This window comes from Microlunatus elymi (assembly GCF_007362775.1).
Lineage (GTDB): Bacteria > Actinomycetota > Actinomycetes > Propionibacteriales > Propionibacteriaceae > Microlunatus > Microlunatus elymi.
In genome coordinates this window covers 685,865-705,141 of the sequence record NZ_CP041692.1, presented here as the reverse complement: position 1 = coordinate 705,141, position 19,277 = coordinate 685,865, and the positions used below count along the sequence as shown (strand labels likewise).

The 19,277-nt window shown below is 66.1% G+C and carries 16 protein-coding genes and 1 pseudogene; 11 read left to right on the top strand and 6 right to left on the bottom strand.

Going from position 1 to position 19,277, the window contains the following annotated elements; genetic code table 11:
• Positions 1–140: 140 nt before the first annotated feature.
• A complete protein-coding gene (locus FOE78_RS23730) occupies positions 141–1,724 on the top strand; it encodes a hypothetical protein (protein ID WP_210414775.1) in 1,584 nt (527 codons plus the stop codon).
• Complete coding sequence (locus FOE78_RS23725) at positions 1,721–2,551, top strand: glycosyltransferase family 2 protein (RefSeq protein WP_210414774.1); 831 nt, start codon at positions 1,721–1,723, stop codon at positions 2,549–2,551. Before FOE78_RS23730 ends, FOE78_RS23725 begins: the two co-directional genes overlap by 4 nt.
• Positions 2,552–2,557: 6 nt before the next feature.
• On the opposite strand, the gene FOE78_RS03025 is transcribed toward FOE78_RS23725, so the two are convergent.
• On the bottom strand, positions 2,558–3,091 hold the full coding sequence (locus FOE78_RS03025; protein WP_143985007.1) for a GtrA family protein: 534 nt from the start codon (positions 3,089–3,091) through the stop codon (positions 2,558–2,560).
• Positions 3,092–3,309: 218 nt separating this feature from the next.
• Here FOE78_RS03025 and FOE78_RS03020 point away from each other — a divergent pair, with 218 nt between their 5' ends.
• From FOE78_RS03020 to FOE78_RS02980, 9 genes and pseudogenes are all read left to right on the top strand, one after another.
• A complete protein-coding gene (locus FOE78_RS03020) occupies positions 3,310–4,476 on the top strand; it encodes an NAD-dependent epimerase/dehydratase family protein (RefSeq protein ID WP_143985006.1) in 1,167 nt (388 codons plus the stop codon).
• A gap of 118 nt (positions 4,477–4,594) precedes the next feature.
• Positions 4,595–6,082 carry a sulfatase family protein gene (locus tag FOE78_RS03015; RefSeq protein ID WP_143985005.1) on the top strand — a complete coding sequence of 496 codons (1,488 nt, stop codon included), beginning with the start codon at positions 4,595–4,597 and terminating at the stop codon, positions 6,080–6,082.
• A gap of 227 nt (positions 6,083–6,309) precedes the next feature.
• Positions 6,310–7,692 (top strand): aspartate aminotransferase family protein, encoded by a 1,383-nt coding sequence (locus tag FOE78_RS03010; protein WP_143985004.1) that lies wholly within the window; start codon positions 6,310–6,312, stop codon positions 7,690–7,692.
• Positions 7,693–7,815: 123 nt separating this feature from the next.
• Positions 7,816–8,763 carry a helix-turn-helix transcriptional regulator gene (locus FOE78_RS03005; RefSeq protein WP_323125709.1) on the top strand — a complete coding sequence of 316 codons (948 nt, stop codon included), beginning with the start codon at positions 7,816–7,818 and terminating at the stop codon, positions 8,761–8,763.
• A 50-nt stretch (positions 8,764–8,813) separates the two neighbouring features.
• The gene (locus tag FOE78_RS03000) at positions 8,814–9,701 is read left to right on the top strand and encodes an aldo/keto reductase (protein WP_143985002.1); all 888 of its coding nucleotides are present in this window, start codon (positions 8,814–8,816) and stop codon (positions 9,699–9,701) included.
• 15 nt (positions 9,702–9,716) lie between these two features.
• A pseudogene (locus tag FOE78_RS24665) lies at positions 9,717–10,695 on the top strand (aldo/keto reductase).
• A gap of 65 nt (positions 10,696–10,760) precedes the next feature.
• Positions 10,761–11,087 (top strand): carboxymuconolactone decarboxylase family protein, encoded by a 327-nt coding sequence (locus FOE78_RS02990; protein WP_143985001.1) that lies wholly within the window; start codon positions 10,761–10,763, stop codon positions 11,085–11,087.
• Between the two features lie 16 nt (positions 11,088–11,103).
• Positions 11,104–11,841, top strand: coding sequence for an SDR family oxidoreductase (locus tag FOE78_RS02985; RefSeq protein WP_143985000.1), 738 nt, complete (start codon positions 11,104–11,106; stop codon positions 11,839–11,841).
• A gap of 64 nt (positions 11,842–11,905) precedes the next feature.
• Positions 11,906–12,892, top strand: a complete 987-nt coding sequence (locus tag FOE78_RS02980) for an aldo/keto reductase (RefSeq protein WP_143984999.1) — start codon at positions 11,906–11,908, stop codon at positions 12,890–12,892.
• A 16-nt stretch (positions 12,893–12,908) separates the two neighbouring features.
• Here FOE78_RS02980 and FOE78_RS02975 read toward each other — a convergent pair whose 3' ends face one another.
• The 5 genes from FOE78_RS02975 to FOE78_RS02955 form a co-directional block, all read right to left on the bottom strand.
• Positions 12,909–13,925: a hypothetical protein gene (locus FOE78_RS02975; protein WP_143984998.1), complete on the bottom strand. Its 1,017-nt coding sequence runs from the start codon at positions 13,923–13,925 to the stop codon at positions 12,909–12,911.
• 97 nt (positions 13,926–14,022) lie between these two features.
• Positions 14,023–15,123 carry a 3,4-dihydroxyphenylacetate 2,3-dioxygenase gene (gene hpaD, locus FOE78_RS02970; protein WP_143984997.1) on the bottom strand — a complete coding sequence of 367 codons (1,101 nt, stop codon included), beginning with the start codon at positions 15,121–15,123 and terminating at the stop codon, positions 14,023–14,025.
• Between the two features lie 51 nt (positions 15,124–15,174).
• Complete coding sequence (gene hpaE / locus FOE78_RS02965; protein WP_143984996.1) at positions 15,175–16,704, bottom strand: 5-carboxymethyl-2-hydroxymuconate semialdehyde dehydrogenase; 1,530 nt, start codon at positions 16,702–16,704, stop codon at positions 15,175–15,177.
• A gap of 2 nt (positions 16,705–16,706) precedes the next feature.
• The gene (dapA, locus tag FOE78_RS02960) at positions 16,707–17,693 is read right to left on the bottom strand and encodes a 4-hydroxy-tetrahydrodipicolinate synthase (RefSeq protein WP_143984995.1); all 987 of its coding nucleotides are present in this window, start codon (positions 17,691–17,693) and stop codon (positions 16,707–16,709) included.
• A 1-nt stretch (position 17,694) separates the two neighbouring features.
• Complete coding sequence (locus FOE78_RS02955) at positions 17,695–19,206, bottom strand: fumarylacetoacetate hydrolase family protein (RefSeq protein WP_143984994.1); 1,512 nt, start codon at positions 19,204–19,206, stop codon at positions 17,695–17,697.
• Positions 19,207–19,277: the final 71 nt, after the last annotated feature.

The following is a 19,277-nucleotide window of genomic DNA, read 5'->3' as shown; positions in this document are numbered from 1 at the left end:
CCGGGTCGCGAACCGGCCAGGTAGCGTATGGGCATGACGAGTCAGGGAATCGGCGACGCGGTGACACCCGTGCCGGCAACGAACACCTCGATGGCCCGGCTCGTCCGCGACGAGTTGTGCGACCCCGCCCCGTCGACCCGGTGAGCCCCGACGCACAGACGGCGAAGGACAGCGCTCCGGCCGCGTCGTCGACCGATCAGACCGCGACTGCCGGAACCGACGCCGAGGGCGGCACCGGCCGGCGGTCGGGACGCAAGATCACCACTCGCCTGGGCACCCTGATCCGGCAGAACTGGTTGTTCTCGATCTTCCTGGCCCTCGGCTTGGCGATGCGGGTGATCACCTGGTTGGCCTACCAGCCGGCGATGCTCTACATCGACTCGTTCGCCTACCTGAACAATCTGCACACCTTCGAGATGGGTGGCCTGCATCCGATCGGCTATGAACTGATCCTGTGGCCGCTGGTGACGTTCGGCAAGCTCTTCGGTTCGGGACTTTCCTTCACGGTTGCCGTTCAGCACCTCGTCGGGCTCGGCATGGCGATCGTGATGTACCGGATCGCCCGCGGGCTCGGCGCCCGCCAGATCGTCGCGGCCGTGATCACCCTGCCGATACTGCTGGACGCCTACCAATTACAGATCGAGCAGAACATCATGTCCGAGCCGTGGTCGGAGGCGATCCTGCTCGGTGCGGTGTGGGCCTTGATGGCGTGGAAATTCCGCTCCAGCGCCAACACCGCGACCAAGCGGCCCCGGTTGGGTCCCCGCTGGTGGCAGGCGGCCCTGGCTGGTGCTCTGATCGCGGCCAATGTGCCGATCCGCATCATCGGAATCACCTTGGTGATCGCACTGGTGGCGTACCTGATCTTCGCCGGTGCTCGGTGGCGTAACGGGCAGTGGTGGAAGGCCATGATCATCCGGTTGATCGCCGGGCTGGCCGGCTTCGCGATCGTGCTCGGCGGTTACGCTGCGGCGTTCCGGGCCACAACCGGGCAATGGGGCCTGAGTGGCGCCACCTCGGGTGTGCTGTACGGGCGGGCGGCCACGGTTGCCGACTGCGACAGTCTTGATCTTGATCAATATCTGCGGCAGCTCTGTCCGAAGGCACCGATCGGCGAACGTCAGAACGTCGACTACTACAACAACCTGAGCACGACCCGGGTCGATCCGCTGCCTCCGGGCAAGACCCAGGCTCAGATGCGGCGCGAGTTCGGCGTCGCCGTGTTGAAGCAACAGCCGCTGGACGTGGCCGGAGCGATCCTGAAGGACTTCATCAAGGGCTTCGCCTGGACCAAGACCACGTCGGCCAACGACGTACCGCTGACACGCTGGCAGTTCCAGCACGACTACCCGCGGTGGTACCGGACCGATGCCGACCCGTTGACGCTGCAGTTCGACAACACCCTGCCGCACGTGCTGCATCCGCTGACCACCTTCCTGCGGGCCTACCAGCTGCATGGCGGCTACACCCCCGGTACCCTGCTGGCCGGTGCCGGCCTGATCGGCGTCGCCGGCATGTTCGTCCGGCGCGGCGGATTACGCGCCGAGGCCATGGTTGCGGTTGGATTCGGGTTGCTGCTGGTCGGTGGAGCCGATGCGTATCTCTTCTCCTGGCGATATCAGCTCCCCGGGCTGGTGTTCTTCCCGCTGGCCGGCGCGATCGGGTTCACAGCCCTCACCAAACGACAAGACGCAGCACCAGAAGGATGGGAACCACCGAGTTGAGCGCAACCAAGCGAGGCTCCCTCGCCGCGTACCCCGAGCCCGCCGATCACGACGCCGAGCAGAAGTTCAATCAGCAGTACGGGGATTTCACCTTCCCGCCGGTTGTGCTGCTGATCGCCGCATATAACGAGGAGGGCGCGATCGGGCCGGTGCTGGACACCGTGCCGCGCAAGATTCCCGGCCCGGACGGCACGGAGGTCGAGGTCGCCACCCTGGTGATCGTGGACGGCGCCACCGATCGTACGGCCGAGATCGTGGCCGAGCACTCCGACATCTACGCCCACGCCTACTCCAAGAACCGGGGACACGGCGCCGCGCTGCGGCTGGGTTACCACCTGGCAGCGGGCCACGGAGCCGAGGTCGTCGCGATCACCGACGCCGACGGTCAGTACGAGGCAGATCAGCTGGCCGCGCTGGTCGGACCGATCCTGGCCGGTGACGCCGACTTCGTGAACGGTTCGCGGCGGATGGGCTTGGAAGAGGCCGACAGCCGGACGCGCTGGCTCGGGGTCAGGTTCTTTGCGACTTTGGCCACGATTCTGACTCGTACCAAGCTGACCGACACCTCGTCCGGTTTCCGTGCCATGCGGACCGACACCTTGATGCGGGTACGGCTGAGTGAACCGCAGTATCACGCCTCACAGCTGCTGCTGGGGGCGATGGCCGAAGGCGCTCGGGTCAAAGAGGTGCCGGTGAAGATGCTGCTCCGCAAGGCCGGCAAGTCCAAGAAGGGTCACCCGATCTATTACGGCTACAACTACGGCCGAGTGATGGTGACTGCCTGGTTCCGCGGCTGGGTGCTGCGCCGCCGCGGTCCCGGAAAGTAGGCCCACTCAACGGGGTGTGTGGTCCTCGTGGTGGCGGAAGACCAGCCGGTCCAGGAGGGTGAACTTGAAGATGAACACCACGCCGTAGGAACAGATGTTCGCCAGTTCCAGTACGGCGGTTCGCCGCAGGTCGGACAGCCCCATCGGACCGATCACGTGCTGGACGACCGTGGCCACGACGATCGACAACGTACCGCTGGCTGCGATGACAGCCAGGTACGGCAGCGTCTCCTTGATCGGGTGCGGCCGGTGCTTGCGCCCCCAGGTGATCCGTCGACCGACGAAGTAGTTGAAGCTGGCGCCGACCAGGAACGAGATCGTGCTGGCGATGGTCGCATTCGCGTGCGCCGCAGCGAGCAGTGCCACATAGGTGCCGTGGGACAGGATCGTCGCCCCAACCGAGGTGACCCCGGCCCGCATCAGCCGACCGAACAGTCCGTGACGCGAGGCCGGGCCCGTGCCAGCGAGTGATTGCGAGCCGACCGGTTCGGCGACGCCGGGATCCACCGTCGGGCCGTTCACTTCGGGGACTGATGCCATGTCGCTCAGTCTTCACCTTCCGGCGCGCAAGTCCGCATTTGGTCCAACTTCAGCCGCTCACAAGCCCATCCAGCAGAACTTCACAGCAGGCACACGGTCAGCGAAAGTTGGTCAACAGGATTGACAAGATACGATGCGATGAGGGTTTTGAGCGGCGGACCGCTTAAGACTAGCGATGCAACTTGTGTTTTGAAGCGATCCGCGGAGGTGGAAATTTCGTGCGAGTACTGATCCTGGGCGGTGACGGTTACCTCGGGTGGCCGACGGCCCTGCACTTCTCCCAAGCCGGCCACGAGGTGGCGGTCCTGGACAACCTGGCCCGCCGTGGTTACGACGAGGAGCTGGGCGTGCAGAGCCTGGTCCCGATCGAGGACATGGACACGCGGGTCACGGCCTGGCAGCAAGTCTCCGGCAAGACCATCAAGAACTACGTCGGTGACCTGCTGGACGCCGACTTCGTGTACGAGACGCTGCGCGAGTTCGCGCCGGACGCGGTGATTCACTACGCCGAGCAGCGTGCCGCGCCGTACTCGATGATCGACCGCGAGCACGCGGTCTACACCCAGCACAACAACGTGATCGGCAACCTGAACCTGCTGTTCGCGATCGCCGAGGTCAACCCGGAGATCCATCTGGTCAAGCTCGGCACGATGGGCGAGTACGGCACGCCGAACATCGACATCGAGGAAGGCTGGCTGGAGGTCGAGCACAACGGCCGCAAGGACCGGATGCTCTACCCGAAGAAGCCGGGATCCTTCTACCACCTGTCGAAGGTGCACGACTCGCACAACATTGAGTTCGCCTGCCGGATCTGGGGGCTGCGCGCCACCGATCTGAACCAGGGCGTGGTGTACGGCTTGGAGACCGACGCCACCAAGCTCGATCCGCGCCTGGCTACCCGCTTCGACTACGACTCCGTCTTCGGCACCGTGCTGAACCGGTTCGTGATCCAGGCCGTGCTGGGCGAGCCGCTGACCGTGTACGGAAACGGCAGCCAGACTCGCGGTTTCCTGGACATCCGCGACACCGTCGAGTGTCTGCGGCTGGCCGTGGAGAACCCGGCCGACCGCGGCGAGTTCCGGGTCTTCAATCAGATGACCGAGTCGTTCTCGGTTGCTCAGCTGGCGGACAAGGTGGCCGAGGACTTCCCCGGCCCGGTGCAGATCGAGCGGCTCACCAACCCGCGGGTCGAGCAGTCCGACCACTACTACAACGTCAAGCACACCGGGCTTGTTGATCTTGGTCTGCAGCCGCACCTGCTGTCCGACACGTTGATCGAATCGCTCTTCGACATCGTCGCGGCGCACAAGGACCGGGTGAACATCGAGGCCCTCGCCCCGACCGTCACCTGGAAGCGCCCGGCCAAGGAGCCCGCCAACGCCTGACCAGGTTCCAGCACGTACGGCTGCGGGCCGTCACCCAAACTGGGTGGCGGCCCGCAGTCGTGTCTGAAGCACGGCCGTACCTGAGCCACAGCCGCACCGGCTGTGGTTGGGTTGACTCGTGCCCGATTCCGACGTTCGCCGTCCCAATGTAGTGATCATCTTCGCCGACGACATGGGCTGGGGTGATCTTGGTTGCAACGGTGCCACGGCGATCCCGACACCGGCGATGGATGCCGTCGCCGACCAGGGCGTCCGGTTCACCGATGCGCATTCGGCTTCCAGCGTCTGCACGCCGAGCCGGTACGCCCTGTTGACCGGCCGCTACGCCTGGCGCGGGCCGCTCAAGTCCGGAGTGCTGATGGGGCACGGCCCGGCAATCATCGAGCCCGATCGGCCGACGCTGGCCAGCATGCTCGGCTCGGCCGGCTATGCCTGCGGCGCCTTCGGCAAATGGCATCTCGGTGTCGGGTGGCGTTGGCGGGACGGCCATCTCGACAGCGCGTTCGGAGCAGATGCGCGACTCGGGGCACCGCAGGAGTTGGAGGATGGGGCCGAGATCGACTACCAGCAAGGATTCGCCGACGGCCCGACGACCCGCGGCTTCGATCGGTTCTTCGGCATCGCGGCGTCGCTGGACATGGCGCCCTACTGCTTCCTGGACCAAGATCAAACTCTCGGCGTTCCGGATCAGCCCAAGCAGGTCTACGCTCCCGGGCAGCGGACCGGACTTCAGACGCCGGGCTGGCAGGATGATCAAGTTGATCTTCGAGTCACCCAAGAGGCGGTCCGCTGGCTGCGAGAACGGGACCATGATCAACCGTTCTTCCTGTACCTGACTCCCGCGGCCCCTCATCGGCCGTGCGTACCGCCCGAATTCGTCCGGGGCCGGACCGGAATCGGCAACCGGGCCGATGCTGTCTGCCTGGTGGACTGGATGGTCGGCGAGATCGACCGCACGTTGACCGAGATCGGCGCCCGGGACGACACGATCTTCATCGTCACCAGTGACAACGGTGCACCGACCCTGTTCGCCGAGGACGGTCGCCTCGAAGATCATCTGCCGAACGGGCCGTTCCGAGGCCAGAAGGCAGACATCTGGGAGGGCGGCCATCGCGAGCCGCTGTTGGTGCGATGGCCAGTTCAGATCGACGCCGGTGCGGTGATCGATCACCCGGTCGGGCTGGTCGATCTGTACGCAACCTTGGCCGAGCTGTGTGCCGTCGATCCGGGCACCGGCGGCGAGGATTCGCGGTCGAGGGCCCGGCTGCTGCTCGGTCGGCCCGATCCCGACCACAACGATGAGGACGATCTGCTGGTGCACCACACCTTGAGCGGCCGGTTCGGTCTGCGGATGGGCCGCTGGAAGATCGAATTCACCACCGGTTCGGGTGCCGGCTTCACCGAGCCGAAAGGTGTCGCCTTCGACGAAGATCATCCGGTCGGTCAGCTCTACGATCTTGACCGCGATCCGTACGAGACCACCGATCTGTGGTCGCAGCGGCCCGAGGTCGTGGCCGAGGGATACCGGCGGCTGCAGCAGATTTGTCGTACACCGGACAGCGGGCTGCCGTTCGGCGTGACCCTGCCCGCAAGCCAGGGGTCCTGAGCAAGAAGTGCGGACCGTACCTGGTGCGAGCTGGGTGCCCTTCGACAAGCTCAGGGATCTTGGGCTGGGGCGGTCCGAATCTTGCGGTGGGTGCCCTTCGACAAGCTCAGGGAGCTTGAATCCGAGCGCTTCGGGATCACGGTTGGGCGCGGTTCAGGCGGGACTGGACCACGAACGCTGCGGGGCGGAAGATGTCGGTAGACGTACTCGATCCATGAAGGACAGTCATGACTCAGCCCGATCCCGCAGAGATCCGTGCCGCGGCGCGCAGGAACCTGTTCCCGCACTTCACCCGTGCCGAGGCGTGGCGGTCACCCGACCTGCCGGTGATCGATCACGGCGAGGGCTGCTACGTGTACGACGATTCGGGGCGCCGCTACCTGGACGGGCTGTCCGGTCTGTTCTGCGTGAACATCGGCCACGGACGTACGGACATCGTCGCGGCGGCGATGAAGCAGATGGAGAAGCTGGCCTACTGGCCCAACTGGGGCGCGGCGCATCCGTCGGCGATCGAGGCAGCAGCCAGGATCGCCGAGCTGACCCCCGGTGATCTTGATCGGATCTTCTTCGTCAACTCGGGCTCCGAGGCGGTCGAGTCCGCGTTGAAGTTCGCCCGGCAATATCACCGTAGTCAGGGACAACCGGAGCGGACCGTGATCATCGCCCGGGACATGGCCTATCACGGGGTCAGCATGGGCGCGCTCGCATTGACCGGAATCCCTTGGTACAAAGAACCTTTCGAACCGGTGATGCCGGACGTCCGGCACTTCCCGCACACCCTCGGCGAGGTTGTGCCCGACGGCGGCAGCGCGGCCGGATTGCCGTCGATCACCCGGTTGAAGTCCCTGATCGACGAGGTCGGCCCGGAACGGATCGCGGCGATCTTCGCCGAACCGGTGCAGAACTCTCGTGGAGCGTTGGTACCGCCGGCCGGCTACTGGCAGGAACTGCGCAAGATCTGTGACCAGCATGGGATCCTGCTGGTTGCCGACGAGGTGATCTGCGGCTTCGGCCGGCTCGGCGCCTGGTTCGGCAGCACGAGGTTCGAGGTGGTGCCGGACGTGATCACCTTCGCCAAGGCCGCCACCTCCGGCTACGCGCCGCTGGGCGGGATGGCGGTGCGTACGCCCCTGGTCGAGCAACTCTGGGACTCGCCCGACGGCGGCTCCTTCTTCCACGGCAGCACCTGGGGTGGACACCCGGTCGCCACCGCAGCCGCTGTCGCCAACATCGACGCGATGATCGAGATGAACGCCGTCGGCAACGCCCGTGATCATGAACCCCAGTTCAAGACCGGGCTGGATTCGTTGCTGGACAGCCATCCGACGATCGCCGACGTACGCGGCACCGGCTACTTCTACGCGATCGAGTTCACCGCCGACCGGCGCAGCGGCCGGCCGCTGACCACCGACCAGGCGCAGCAGCTCGTCCGCGGCGTGATGCCGACGGCGATGCGCGAAGCCGGCCTGCTCACCCGCCCCGACGATCGCGGCGCCACCATGTTGATCTTGGCCCCGCCGCTGATCGCCGATGCGGCCATCCTGGACGAGTTGATCAATCAGGTCGACCAGGTAGCGGCCGCGGTCGACTCCTTCATCGCCGCCCGCTGATCAGGCAGGTACGCGCGCCCCTGTCTCGCCGGCACCGCGGTAAAAACGTAGGAGCAGATGGTCCCCAACCCCCGAATTCGAGGGGTTTGGGCCGTCTGCTCCTACATTTTTACCGCGGTGTGCGTGGGGTGCACTGACAGGTCCTGGTTCGGCGGCTGCTTCGCCCGTACCGTCCTCGGTGTGGATCGGCGTAGGGATATTCAGGAGTTCCTGACCAGTCGTCGGGCGCGGTTGTCGCCGGAGCGTGCCGGCTTGGTCCGGACCGGCGATCAGCGTCGGGTCGCGGGTTTGCGCCGCGAGGAGGTGGCGACGCTGGCCGGGGTGAGCGTCGACTACTACGCACGTCTGGAACGGGGCCAACTGGCCGGTGCCTCGGATTCGGTGTTGGACGCGGTCGCGCGGGCACTGCAGTTGGACGAGGCCGAACGGCAGCATCTGTTCGATCTTGCGCGGGTGCTGGAGCCCCGGCCGGCGTCTCGCCCGCGGCGCAAGCCGGCGCCCCCGACGGGCCCCCGTCAGGCGGTGTTGTCGATCCTGGCCGGGATGGCCGATCTGCCCGCCTATGTGCGCACGCCGCGGATGGAGATCCTGGCGGCGAACGGGCTGTGCCGGGCCCTGTACGGGGGTGCTCTGAATGAGGATCGGCTGCCGCTGAATCTGGCCCGCTATCTGTTCCTGGATCCGCATTCACGGGGCTTCTTCACCGATTGGGAGTCGGTGGCCGACGACCTGGTCGGCGCCCTGCGGATCGAGGCCGGCCGCGACCCGCGGGACCGGGCCCTGAGCGATCTGATCGGCGAACTGTCCACCCGCAGTGACGAGTTCGTGGCCCGGTGGGCACGGCAGAACGTCCGGCTGCATCGCACAACCCGCAAGCGACTGCAGAACCGGGTGGTCGGCGAGATCGAGCTGACCGGCAACGCCTTGGAGTTGCCGGCTGATGACCTGGTCCTGATCGCCTACACCGCCGATCCGGGGTCACCGGCCGAAGATCAACTCCGGCTGCTGGCCAGTTGGGCTGCCGGTCAGGAGACCACCGAGTCGAGCAAGCCGTCCTCCGTCACCGATTGACCGGAACAACGCCGCTTTCCCTTCTGTACAACGAAGAATCGAGATCACTCATGTCTGAGAGTTCCACCCTGTCCTTGAACAACGAGGTCGTGATGCCGGCGCTGGGCTTCGGCGTCTTCCAGACTCCGCCGGACGAGACCCGCGCCGCGGTGTCGGCGGCCCTGGCAGCCGGCTACCGGCTGATCGACACAGCCGCCGCGTACGGCAATGAGCGCCAGGTCGGCGAGGCGATCGCCGCTTCCGGGCTGGAGCGATCCGACGTGTTCGTGGAGACCAAGATCTGGATCAGCGACTACGGCTATGACCGGACGCTGCACGGGTTCGAGAAGAGCGCACGCAAGCTCGGCCTGGATCAGCTCGATCTGTTGATCTTGCATCAGGCGTTGCCGTCGGACTTCGACAAGACCCTGGAGGCCTACCGAGCGCTGGAAACCTTGCTGGCCGACGGGAAGGTACGCGCGATCGGGGTCAGCAACTTCATGGTCGACCACCTGAGATCCCTGCTGGATCACGCGAACGTGGTCCCGGCGGTCAACCAGATCGAGGTGCACCCGTACTTCTCCCAGCCCGGGCTACAGACGACGAACGCCGAGCACGGCATCCTGACCCAGGCCTGGTCACCGATCGGCGGCATCACCTTCTACCGCGACGGCCAGCACACCAGCACCCTGCAGGACCCGGTGATCGGCGAGATCGCTCAGGCACACGGCAAGTCGCCGGCCCAGGTGATGTTGCGCTGGCACCTGCAGCAGGGCCGCTCCGCCATCCCGAAATCGACCAACCCACAGCGGATCGGTGAGAACTTCGACGTCTTCGACTTCGATCTCAGCACCGACGAGCTGGCCCGGATCGACGCCCTGGACACCGGCCGGCGTGGCGGCCCCGAACCCGAGGCGATCACCCTCGCGTCCTTCGGCCGAGACATCCCCGAGGACTGAACCGTGGAAGGAGAAATGAGCATTGAGCAGCGCTCCCTGGGAACGTTGGACGTTTCCGCGATCGGCCTGGGCTGCATGGGCCTGAGCATGAATTACGGCGAACCGGTGGAGACCGAGAGCGGCGTGCGGCTGATCCGGGCCGCGTACGACTTCGGCGTCACGTTCTTCGACACCGCCCAGATCTACGGGCCGTTCACCAACGAGACGTTGGTCGGCGAGTCGGTGGCGCCGATCCGGGACCAGGTGGTGATCGCGACCAAGTTCGGTTTCGGCTTCGACGGCACCGATCGCACCGGCCTGGACAGCCGACCCGACACCATCCGCGCCTCGGTCGACCAGTCGCTGCGGCGACTCCGGACCGACCGGATCGATCTGCTCTACCAACACCGCGTCGACCCCGAGGTGCCGATCGAGGACGTCGCCGGCACGGTCAAGGAACTGATCGAGGCGGGCAAGGTCGGACACTTCGGACTCTCCGAAGCCGGTGCTGCCACGATCCGCCGGGCCCACGCCGTTCAGCCGGTCGCGGCCGTGCAGAACGAGTACTCGATCTGGGCCCGGGAGTGTGAGGCGGAGGTGTTACCGACCTGTACGGAGCTGGGCATCGGCTTGGTGCCGTGGTCGCCGCTCGGGCAAGGATTCCTCACCGGAGCGGTCCGCACCGGCCAGAAGTTCGCGAGCACGGATATCCGCAGCCGCTTCCCGCGGGTTCACCGCCGAGGCGCTCGAGGCCAACCAGCCTGTCGTCGACCTGGTCGTCGACATCGCGGGCCGGCGGCGGGTGACGCCGGCGCAGGTTGCGTTGGGCTGGCTGCTGGCCAAGTCTCCGAACGTGGTGCCGATCCCCGGCTCCCGCAACCTCGACCGGGTCCAGGAGAACGCAGCAGCAGCGCAGGTCCGGCTCACCCCGGACGAGATTGACGAGATCGACCGGCGATCGGCCGCGCTGACCGTGACCGGAGCCCGTGGCAGCGGCCACGAAAGCTACCGCTGAACCGCATCGACGCACCGCACCGCCCGCACCAGGGCCAACAGCACCCTGCCTGGAAAGGAATCATCGTGTCCGACGACAATCTGACAACCGCCCAACGGTTGGCCGGAGACTTCGCGCCGAAGCTCGCCGACCTCACCGACAACGTCCTGTTCGCCGACGTGTGGGAACGTCCCGAACTCTCCCAGCGGGACCGCAGTCTGGTCACAGTGTCCAGCCTGGTCACCTCCGGCAGCACCGAACAGCTCGTCGGCCATCTGCGCCGGGCCAAGGCCAACGGACTCACCGAGGAAGAACTGGCCGAGGCGATCATCCACCTCGCCTTCTACGCCGGCTGGCCCAAGGCCATGTCCGCGGTCAAGGTCGTCCGAACCGTCTTTGCCGACAACGACTGACAAGGTGCCGACCGCCATGCCTGACAATCCGTCCGACGGCCCCGTCGCCGTGATCACCGGCGCGTCCTCCGGTATCGGCGCTGCCACTGCCCGCGCACTGGCCGCCAACGGCTACCGGTTGGCTCTGCTGGCCCGCCGTACCGATCGCCTCGAACAGCTCGCTGTCGAGCTCGGAGGTGACGCGGTGGCGATCGCCGCCGACGTCACCGATCGCGGCGCCGTGGTCGCCGCGGCCGAACGCGTACGGCAGAAGTTGGGTGCTGCCGATGTGCTGGTCAACAACGCGGGTGTGATGCTGCTGGGCCCGTTCGACAGCAGCCAACGGGAAGAACAACGCCGGATGGTCGAGGTCAACCTGCTCGGTGCGATGACCGCCACCGAGGTTTTCCTTGATCAACTCCGCACCGGATCCGGTGGCGACCTGGTCAACATCTCCTCGGTCGCCGGCCGTACTGCTCGCGCCGGCAACGCCGCCTACGCAGCAACCAAATGGGGGATGAACGGCTGGTCGGAGGCGCTGCGCCAGGAACTCCAACCCGCCGTCCGCGTCACGGTCATCGAACCCGGCGCCGTCGCCACCGAACTCACCGACCACATCACCGACCCGACCGCCAAACAGGCGTCCGAGCAGTTCTACGAACAGCTCGCCATCAGCGCCGAAGACGTCGCCGGTGTGATCGCCTTCGCCGTCACCCGCCCGAGGCGGATGACGCTGAACGAGATCCTCCTGCGGCCAACCGGCCAACCCGGATAGACCTCCGACAGCCCAGCACCCGCAGTTCTCGGCGAGGAGCCGGCATATCCCCAAGGAGTACAGCATGATCAACAGAAACCTCGGCAACAGCGGACTCGCCGTATCGGCGATCGGCTTCGGTTGCATGGGCCTCAACCACGGCTTCGGTCACGCCCTGGCGGAACAGGAAGCCGTCACCGTGATCCGGGCGGCGGTCGACCTCGGTGTCACGTTCTTCGACACGGCAGAGGTGTACGGCCCGTACACCAACGAAGAACTCGTCGGCAAAGCCCTCGCCCCGATCCGCGACCGGGTCGTGATCGCCACCAAGTTCGGGTTCACCATCGACGGCGGTTCATCCACCGGCCTGGACAGCCGCCCCGACCACATCCGCGCCACCGTCGACGAATCCCTGCAACGGCTCGACACCGATCGGATCGACCTGCTCTACCAACACCGCGTAGACCCCGACGTACCGATCGAGGACGTCGCCGGCACCGTCAAGGAACTCATCGAGGCGGGCAAGGTCGGACACTTCGGACTCTCCGAAGCCGGCGTCGAGGTGATTCGTCGTGCTCACAGCGTTCAGCCCGTCACCGCACTCCAGAGCGAATACTCGCTGTGGTGGCGTGAACCCGAAGCCGAGATCATCCCCACTCTGCACGAACTCGGCATCGGTCTGGTCCCGTTCAGCCCGCTCGGCAAGGGATTCCTCACCGGCACCATCAGCGGCAGCACGTCGTTCGGTGACGGGGATGTCCGCAGCCGGTCACCCCGCTACACCGAACAGATGCGCACGGCGCACCAGGGCCTGGTCGATCAAGTCACCGCGATCGCCGGCCAGCACAACGCCACCCCGGCCCAGGTCGCGCTCGCCTGGATCCTTGCCCAGCATCCGACCAACGTGCCGATCCCCGGAACCACCAAACTCCACCGGCTCGAGGAGAACACCGGCGCGGCCGAACTGCAACTCACCGCCGCCGACCTTGATCAACTCAACCAGGTGTCGGCCCAGGTCGACCTGACCACCAACCGCTACCCGGAACGGATGCAGCAGTGGATCAACCGCTGAACCGGCCGCGGGTTACCTACGCCCCGCACTCGCCCAGGTTCGGATCGCCCGGAGCGCAGAAGTTGGCGAAGGTCTTGCCAGCAAGGCGAAGCAGTCGCTGATACCCGGACACGGTGACGGTTGCCGTTGCGCCGACCGGGTAGGCGGGGTCGTTGGAGCTGGTGATCTTGCCGCTGGCGGAGATGGTGCTCGCGCCGGGCTGCAGGGTGAACTTCACCTTGCCGCCGGGGTAGATCACGTTGCCCTTGACCTTGTCGCACGGTTTGGTCGGGTCGTCGCTGCAGTAGCGGTAGGCCCGGTAGGTAAGCACGGACGCGCCCGATTCCTTGATCACCAAGCGCCGGCCGTGGCCGTCCCACTGGCCCACCAGCGCCGCCGGTAGATTCGAGCTTTCCCTTGTGGGGAAGAACACAAAGCCCTGCCGCGAAACCCGAAAGCCGTTTCCGCTGCTGGTGTTCTGGCAGGTCACACCGTCCTCACGGCTGACACACCGGACGACGCCCGTCTTCAGCTGGGCCCCGTACGGCAACTGCGGGCCGCCACTCTCGACGTCGCCGGCGCAGCCGAACGCGGCACTGCCGGCACCGATCAGATGCACCTGACTGCCCCAATTGCCGCCGCCACGACAATCCCGCGTCGGCGTCGGATGGTAGTCGAACTGTTGCAGCTGGCAGACCACCGTGCTGCCGTGCATGCCGCAGCTGATGTTTCTCGATGGCGTGCTGAAGCCCACCTTGGTCACCGTGCCGGGGAAGTCTGCCGGATCGGCAGTGCTCGCGCCGTCGAACTCTCGTACCGGATCGGACGGCGGCGCGGCGGCTGAGCTCGACGGACTGGCGGGGCTCGTCGCGCCGCCACCGGTGGGAGAGGGTGTGGTGCCGCCACCGGCGCCGGAGGCAGTGACGGACGGGCCGGCCACCGGACCGGCCGACGCGGTGTGGTGATCGCCGGATGATCGTTGCGGCAACGCCGAGCAGCCCGTGATCATCAACGCTACGCAGGCCGCCACTGCGGCCAGACTCCGGACCTTCATGGCTCCCCGTCCCCCAACACGAAGCGATCCGCCAGCGCCCAACTGCTCGGCGGCGGTTGAGCCGAGCCTAGGACTCGCCCGGGTCAGCAGGCTGAGGTCAGACCGAGTTTCCGAGCTTGAAGCCTTCTTCCTGGTCATCCCTGCGGGTGTAGGAAAAACCGTCCGCGCCGACCGTGACGGCCAGCTCGCTGGCGTCGGTCCGCTGGACCACCGGTTGCGGATTGCCGTCAAGATCAAGAACCAGCGACGCATCGGTGTACCAGGACGGCACCACGGGGTTGCCCCACCAGTCCCGGCGCTGGTTGTCGTGCACGTCCCAGGTCACCACCGGGTTGTCCGGATCGCCGGTGTAGTAGTCCTGGGTGTAGATCTCGACCCGGTGTCCATCGGGGTCGCGGACGTACAGGTAGAAGGCGTTGGAGACTCCGTGCCGGCCCGGGCCGCGTTCGATCACGTCGGACATCCGCAGCGCGCCGAGCTTGTCGCAGATCGCGATGATGTTGTGCTGTTCGTGGGTGGAGAAGGCGATGTGATGCAGCCGCGGCCCGTCGCCTCCGGTCAGCGCGGTGTCGTGCACGGTGTCCTTACGCCGCAGCCAGGCCGCGTACGTGATTCCTTGATCATCTTTGATGTCCTCGGTGACCCGGAATCCCAACTCCTCAAGGTAGGCACGGCCCTTCGGCACGTCCGGGGTGACCTGGTTGAAGTGATCAAGACGAACCAGCGCACCGGGTGTGTAGAGGTCGTAACGCCAGGCCAGTCGCTCCACATGCTCGACAGCAAAGAAGAATTCGTACGGGAAGCCGAGCGGATCGATCACCCGTACGGCATCGCCGATGCCCTTGACGAAGCCGTGTTCTCGCCGCTCGGTTCGGCAGCCGCGCGCCGCGAACCACTGCTCGGCCCGATCGACATCGGAGGGCGTACGCACCCGGAAGGCGAACGCGGCTGCGGCAGCGACCGGTCCCTTGCGCAGGACCAGATTGTGGTGGATGAACTCCTCCAGCGGCCGAAGGTAGATCTCTTGATCATCTTCTTCGGTGACGACCAGGCCGAGCACGTCCACGTAGAACTTCCGGGATGCGGCCAGGTCGGTGACAACCAGATCGAGATAGGCGCAGCGGACAATGTCCGGTGGTACGAGGCCGGGCGCCGCGGTGTCGGCGGCGGCATCAGCAGCGGGATCGGTGGTGGTCATCGTTGACGTTCCTTCATGATCAGATGGCGCTTGATGGCGCGGTGCGGCCGGTCAAGCGCCGAACTTCGGTGTGTGGACATTGGCGAGTGAGATGTGCACAGCCTGCTGGTCGGAGTAGAAGTCGAGCGAGCGATAGCCGCCCTCGTGTCCCAGACCGGATGCCTTCACCCCGCCGAAGGGAGTGCGCAGATCCCTGACGTTGTGCGAATTCAGCCAGACCATGCCGGCATCGATCCGCTGCGCGAAATTGTGCGCGCGTTCCAGATCGGAGGTCCAGACGTAGGCGGCCAAGCCGTACTTGACGTCGTTGGCCAGCCGCAGCGCCTCCTCCTCGGAGTCGAACGGGGTGATCGCCACCACCGGTCCGAAGATCTCTTCCTGAAAGATCCTTGCTGTGGAAGGAACATCGGCGAACACGGTCGGCTGCACGTAGTTCCCGGTCGGCAGACCCTCCGGTCGTTCGCCGCCGGCGACCAGCCGGGCCTCGGTTCTGCCGATGTCGATGTAGCCGGTCACCTTCGCGTAGTGCTCCGGATGCACCAGCGCACCGACCTCGGTCTGCGGGTCATGCGGGTCGCCGACTTTGATCTTGGTCGCCCGCTCGGCGTAGCGGCGGACGAAGTCGTCGTAGATGCTGCGCTCCACCAGGATCCGGCTGCCGGCCGTACAGCGTTCACCGTTGAGGGAGAAGACACCGAACAGCGTCGAATCCAAAGCCGCATCAAGATCAGCATCGGCGAACACGATCGCCGGACTCTTGCCGCCCAGCTCCATCGACAGGCCCTTCAGCGTGAGCGCCGCATTGGCGAAGATCAACTGCCCGGTGGCCGATTCACCGGTGAACGAGATCAACTGCACGTCCGGGTGCTTGACCAGGGCGTCGCCGGCGTCCTCGCCCAGACCGTTGACCAGGTTGAAGACTCCGTCCGGCACTCCTGCCTCACGGAAGATCGCCGGCCACAGGCTGGCCGACAGCGGGGTGAATTCCGCCGGCTTCAACACCACCGTGCAACCCGAAGCCAGCGCGGGCGCCAGTTTCCAGCTCTCCAGCATGAACGGGGTGTTCCAGGGCGTGATCAGGCCCGCCACACCCTTGGGCTTGCGGTTGACGTAGTTCACCTGCCTGCCAGGCACCTTGTAGGTGTCGTCGGACTGGGCCACGATCAGGTCGGCGAAAAAGCGGAAGTTCTCGGCGGCCCGGCGGGCCTGGCCGAGCGCTTGGGTAATCGGCAGCCCGGAGTCGTAGGTCTCGAGTTCGGCCAGCCGAGCGTCGGTGGATTCGACGATGTCGGCGATCTTGTTCAGGATTCGATTGCGTTCGCGGGCCAGCAGGTGCGGCCACGGTCCGTCGTCGAAGGCCGACCGTGCGGCGTGCACCGCGCGATCGATGTCGGCCTTCTGTCCTGCTGCGGCTTGCAGGTAGGTGCTGTTGGTGACCGGCTCCAGCACGTCGAAGGTGCCACCGTCGACACTGTCGACGAACGCGCCGTCGATGAAGTGCTGGATCCGCGGCGGCAACTCGGTGGGTACGTGCGGCGTCGTGACCTCGCCGGTGGCGGCTGTCGTTGCGTTCGAGTTCATGATCAACTAGCTCCAGGCTGGGAGGACCGGCGAGCGGCGATGGTGTCGTTGTCGTGCACCGGGGACAGGTAGTCGGCACCCTCGTTCAGCAACGACGTGATCTTGACCAGGCCGGCGTCGGTCGGCGTGATCAACGGCGGCCGGACGTGCCCGGAGTTGATCAGTCCGCGTTGCTCGAGCACCCATTTCACCGGCGCCGGATTGGTCTCGACGAAGATCAGATCGACCAGCGGGTGCAGCCCGTAGTGAATCTCGAGTGCCTCGTCGAATCGGCCCTCGGTGTACGCGTCGTACATCCGCCGGGTCGCTGCCGGGGCGATGTTGGCGGTCGCACTGACGAACCCGGTGCCACCCAGCGCCAGCAACGGCAGGCACAACAGTTCGATCCCGGACCACACCAGTAGCTCCCGGCCGGCCGCCTTGATCACCCGGGAGAAGTGTTCGAAGTCCTTCGTGGTTTCCTTCACCCCAACGAAATTCGGCACGTCGCGGAACAACCGGGCGACCGTCTGCGGTGCGATCTCGACCGCGGTCCGGCTGGGCACGTTGTAGGCGATGATCGGCAGGTCCGGATACTCGGCAGCCACCGTCTCGTACCAGACGTACAGCGCTTCCTGCGTCGGCCGGGCGTAGTACGGAGTGATCACCAGCGCCGCGTCCACTCCGGCCTCGTACGCTGCCCCGGTCAGGTCGATGGTCTCCTGCAGCTTCGCCGAACCGGTGCCGGGCACCACCGGCACTCTGCCGTCGGCGGTCTTGATCACCGTCGCAATGGCGGCCGCCCGTTCGTCGATGGTCTGCGCACTCGGCTCTCCGGTCGAGCCACCGATGGAGATCCCGTTGGAGCCTTGGGAGATCTGCCAATCGACCAGATTGGCCAGCGAGTCATGATCAACTTCACCTTCCTCGGTGAACGGCGTGACCACCGGCGCGATGGACCCCGTCAACTCGTCGGGCCGAGTCCGGTATCCAGCCGGGTTCGCTGCCATCTCAGCTTCCTTCCGTGCTGTTCTGATCACGGTAACGCTGACGCCAGGCGCCGGTCAGCGGATACAGTCCGTCCACCGATTCGCCGTCGGCCACCCTGGCGGCGATCCATTCCTCCTCCGCCTCCTGCACCAGGCTGTCGTCCAACACCTCCGACAGCACAGCCGGCGGAATCACCAGCACGCCGTCGTCGTCTCCGATGATCACGTCGCCGGGTTGCACACTCGCGCCGCCGCAGGCGATGGTCAGATCGCTGTCCCAGGGCACGTGCCGGCGTCCGAGGACCGCCGGATGCGGACCGGCGGAGAAGGTCGGGATGTCCAACTCGGCGACCGCCGCCCAGTCGCGTACGCCACCGTCGGTGACGATCCCGACCGCACCGCGGACCTGCGCGCGCAGGCCCAGGATGTCGCCGACCGTACCGGTGCCACGTTCACCGCGGGCCTCGATCACCAACACCTCTCCGGGATTCAGCGCGTCGAAAGCCTTCTTCTGCGCGTTGTAGCCGCCGCCGTGACTGCCGAACAGGTCTTCCCGGGCCGGCACGAACCGCAGGGTGCGCGCCCGGCCGATCATCTTGTGTCCGGGGTGATTGGTGTGCACGCCGTCGATGAAGAGCTGGTTGTATCCGTGCTTGCGCAGCTGAGATGCCAGCGTGGCAACGGAAATCTGACGCAGCTTGTTGATCATCTCGTCGGTCAGTTCCAACTCCTCGACCTCCGAAACCCCGGCCGCCTCAGCGCTTCCCCACGCTTCGATCCGTTGATGATCATCGGCCATCGGTTGCGCGCCGTACTCCGGCAGCGGGGTGGAACCTTCGGTGACGGCGGTCGCCAGACGACCGCTCGTCAAGCCGGAGTCCGGCACGTCGACCTCGACCTCGATCAGGTCTCCCGGCACCACCACCGAGGATCCCGCCGGCGTGCCGGTCAGGATCACGTCGCCCGGCTCCAAGGTGATCAACTGGGAGAGGTCGGCCACCAGTTCACCGAATCCGAACACCACCGTCGCGGCGCTGTCGTCCTGGGCGAGCTCACCGTTGATCCAGGTACGCACCCGCAGCCGCGCGGGATCGACCGCTTCAGCCGAAATCATCGACGGCCCGATCGGGGTGAACCCGTCGCCGCCCTTGGAGCGCAGGTTGGACCCCTTGTCGGCGCCGCGCAGGTCGTACACACCAAGATCATTTGCTGCCGTCACCCCGGCGACGTGGGACCAACCGTGGTCCGGATTCACCCGGCGAGCGGTGCGGCCGATGATCAACGCGATCTCGCCTTCGAATGCGAGCAACTCGGTGCCCAAGGGTCGTTCGACGCTCGCGCCGCTGACAGCCAACGACGTCACCGGCTTCAGGAAGTACGAAGGCTTGGCGGGTCGGCGGCCGCGCTGGGCGATCCGTGACGGATAGTTCAGATGGACTGCGATGATCTTGCCGGGTCGACCGACAAGCGGATGCGTAGCCAGCCCGGCGTCGACGGTTTCCGGCACCGGCGGACGGACTTCGTCGTACGTCATGGGACTGAACGTATACGATCTCATATCTGATCACAACGCGGGATCCGCGTGGATCGCCCGGAGCTGATCCG